Source organism: Saccharopolyspora elongata, from assembly GCF_004348985.1.
In the GTDB taxonomy this organism is placed as follows: domain Bacteria; phylum Actinomycetota; class Actinomycetes; order Mycobacteriales; family Pseudonocardiaceae; genus Saccharopolyspora; species Saccharopolyspora elongata.
On record NZ_SMKW01000191.1, the window covers coordinates 1 to 3,059 of the forward strand.

Consider the following 3,059-nt stretch of genomic DNA (forward strand, 5'->3'; position numbering starts at 1 on the left):
ATGTTTATAAGAGACAGCCCCAGCACAGGGACGCCCAATTTTAGGCAAAATTGGGCGTCTCCCGACCCGGGTCAGCGGGTTCCAATTTTAGGCAAAATTGGGGTGTCTGGTGCGCGGCCTTCGGTCGCTGCGGTCAGTACCAGGTGAAGGTGACCGGTAGGGCCGTCAGGCCCCGCATCCAGACCGACGGGCGCCACACCAGGTCCTCCGGCTCGACCGCCAGCGCCACGTCCGGCAGCCGGTCCAGCAGCACCTCGATGCCCGTCGTCGTGATGATCCGCGCGATTTCCTGCGCGGGGAACGGGCATCCGTGCTCGCCGTGGCTGAACGACAGGTGCGCCTGGTTGCCCGCCGCGCCCGCGTAGGAGTCCGGCCGCACCTGCGGGTCGGTGTTCGCCGCCGCCAGCCCGAGCACCACCAGGTCGCCCTTGCGGATCCGCTTGCCGCCCAGCCGCGTGTCCTGGGTCGCCCAGCGCCCGACGAAGTTCTGCGTCGGGGTGTCCTCCCACAGCACCTCGTTGAGGGCCTGGCCGACGCTGCGGCGGCCGCCCGCGAGGGTCACCGCGAAGCGCTCGTCGGTGAGCATCAGCCGGATGGTGTTGCCCATCCAGTCCGAAGTGGTCAGATAGCCCGCGCCCATCGTGATGAACAGGTCCGCCGCGATCTCCTCGTCGGTGAACCCCACCGGATGCGCCTGCAGGAACGAGGGCACGTCGCGGCCGGGGTTCTCGCGCTTCTCACCCGCCAGCGCCAGCATCCGCGCGACGACCCGTTCGTGCGCCCGGACCGCCTCATCGCCCTCCTCGGCGGACAGCGCCACGTCCCGGACCAGCGTCGGAGCCTCCTCGTCCGGCAGCCCGTAGATCTTCAGCAGCGCCAGCAGCGGGATCTGGTGCGTGTACTCGGCGATCAGATCCGCCTCGCCGCGGCCGGCGAAGCCGTCGATCAGGCCGTCGCAGATCTGCTCGACCTGCGACCGCAGGTCGAATTCGTCCACATCGGCCAGTGCCTCGGCCAGCGCGCCGCCGCGCTTGCGGTGGTCCTCGCCCTCGGTGAAGACCACCGACGGCTGGGGCTCGACGTAGGGCCGCAGCGACCAGTCGTGGGGCACCGAGTTCCAGCCGTTCCAGCGGCGGGAATCGCGGCCGAACAGGTCGGGGTTGCTGGTGACGTGGTGGACCTCGCGGTAGCCGAGCGCGCACCACGCCGGCACGCCGCCTTCGAGCAGCACCGGCGCGACGGTGCCGTGCTCGCGCCGCAATTCCCGGTAGACCTCCTCGGGGTTGTTCTGGAACCGCGGACCGTAGAACGTCGCGGCCCCGGCGTGCGTGTCCTCGTCCGCCGAAGACTTGTTGGGGCTGGTCACCGCGTGGCCTCCCGGGCGGTCGACAGGGCGTGGAGGTGTTCGACGAGCCCGACCAGCACGGCTTTGCTGGACTTCCGGTCGCGGGCGTCGCAGTCGATCAGCGGCACCTCGGGCGACAGGTCGAGCGCGTCGCGCACCTGCGCCGGGCTGTACTCCGGTTCGCCGAAGTTGTTGCGGGCGACCACGAACGGCATCCCGTGGTGTTCGAGGCGGTCGATGGCGTACCAGGAATCGGCCAGGCGGCGGCCGTCCACCAGCACGACGGCGCCGAGCGTCCCGGAGAACAGCTGGTCCCACACGAACCAGAACCGCTCCTGGCCGGGCGCGCCGAACAGGTACAGCACCAGGCGCTCGTCCAGCGTGATGCGGCCGAAGTCGAACGCGACCGTCGTGGTCGACTTGCCGCCGACGCCGCCGGTCTCGTCGATGCCGATGCCGGCCTGCGTCATCGTCTCCTCGGTGCTCAGCGGCCGGATCTCGCTGACCGAGCGCACCATGGTGGTCTTGCCGACGGCGAAGCCGCCGACGATCACGATCTTCAGGCCGTCCGCGGCGGTGTCGCGGAGCGGGACGCGACTAGATGTTCCGGAGTCCAACGAGCACCTGCTTGAGGAATTCGGGGGCGGGCAGTTGCGCCTCGACGCGCTTCGAGGACGGGTGGCGGGCGGTGATCTTGCCCATGTCGAGCAGGTCGGAGAGCAGGATCTTCACCACGCTCACCGGCAGCCCGAGGTCCGAGGACAGCTCCACCACCGCCACCGGTTCGCGGCACAACCGCAGGATCTTGGCGTGCTCGGACTGCATTCCCGGGCTCGGATCGGATTCGCTGACGATCAGCGTCACCAGGTCGAAGGTGTCCTCGGCGGGCCGGCTGCGGCCACCGGTGACGGTGTAGAGCCGGTCCGGGTCCTCCTCGTCGACCAACCGCCTGGCCATCACGCCTCGGCCGGGTCGTCGTCGCGCGGCGGGGAGCTCAGGTACTCGCCGATCTGCTCCACCAGTTCGTTCATGTTGTGCCCGACGACGCCGACGTCCGCGTCGTCGGCGGCCAGCACGGCGAGGTGCGCGCCGACGCCGGCCTCCACGATGCACAGCACGCCGCCGTAGAACTCGGTCATGGACTGCCGGACGCCGCCGCTGCCGTCGCCGAACTCGACCGACGCCCCGTAGGACAGGCTTTGGATGCCGGAGGCGATGGCGGCCAGCTGGTCCGCCTGGTCCACCGACAGGCCGGGCGTGTGGCAGAGCTTGAGGCCGTCCTTGGACAGCACCAGGGCGTGCCGGGTGCCCGGCGTCCGCTCCAGCAGGTTCTCCAGCAACCAGTCGAGGTCGCGAGTTTTCGTGGTCATCGCAGCTGTGGGGCGGTGCTCCGGGATCCCGGCACCGACCCGCGCCTCCAATCCGTTGTCCAGGCGGTCAGGCCGTCATCGAGAGTTGTCGTCCGAAGTGGACGGTGAGTCGCGGCGGGCGTTGCGGAAGGCGCCGAACCGCGCCCCGGCGTCCGGGCGTGGCCGGGGCGGCTCGGACTCCTTCGGCTCGGTGGCCGCCGATCGCGCCGCGGCCAGCGTCTTGCCGCGGCGGCGCTTCGGCAGCGAGTTCGGCTCGCCGGTTTCCGGTGCCGGATCGGCGCTTTCGGCCGCGACTGGCGCGGTGGAGGCGGCGGGGGCTTCCGGCGCCTGTCTCGGGGCGGGCG

General features: G+C 70.6%; 4 protein-coding genes and 1 pseudogene. All 5 read right to left on the reverse strand.

The genetic code is table 11. From position 1 onward, the window contains the following. Positions 1-133: 133 nt before the first annotated feature. Complete coding sequence (locus E1288_RS46120) at positions 134-1,366, reverse strand: cytochrome P450 (RefSeq protein ID WP_132495643.1); 1,233 nt, start codon at positions 1,364-1,366, stop codon at positions 134-136. Continuing rightward, the gene (locus tag E1288_RS46125; RefSeq protein WP_207954946.1) at positions 1,363-1,899 is read right to left on the reverse strand and encodes a GTP-binding protein; all 537 of its coding nucleotides are present in this window, start codon (positions 1,897-1,899) and stop codon (positions 1,363-1,365) included. Before E1288_RS46125 ends, E1288_RS46120 begins: the two co-directional genes overlap by 4 nt. A 43-nt stretch (positions 1,900-1,942) precedes the next feature. Beyond that, the gene (locus E1288_RS46130; RefSeq protein WP_132495647.1) at positions 1,943-2,302 is read right to left on the reverse strand and encodes a DUF742 domain-containing protein; all 360 of its coding nucleotides are present in this window, start codon (positions 2,300-2,302) and stop codon (positions 1,943-1,945) included. Continuing rightward, positions 2,302-2,715, reverse strand: coding sequence for a roadblock/LC7 domain-containing protein (locus tag E1288_RS46135; protein WP_132495649.1), 414 nt, complete (start codon positions 2,713-2,715; stop codon positions 2,302-2,304). Before E1288_RS46135 ends, E1288_RS46130 begins: the two co-directional genes overlap by 1 nt. A 75-nt stretch (positions 2,716-2,790) precedes the next feature. Continuing rightward, positions 2,791-3,059 (reverse strand): annotated as a pseudogene (locus E1288_RS47760) (ATP-binding protein); the annotation flags it as partial.

Excerpts from the sequence above, each read along its gene's own strand:
- E1288_RS46130 (WP_132495647.1), bottom strand. The coding sequence starts at position 2,302 with ATGGCCAGGCGGTTGGTCGACGAGGAGGACCCGGACCGGCTCTACACC.
- E1288_RS46135 (WP_132495649.1), bottom strand. The coding sequence starts at position 2,715 with ATGACCACGAAAACTCGCGACCTCGACTGGTTGCTGGAGAACCTGCTG.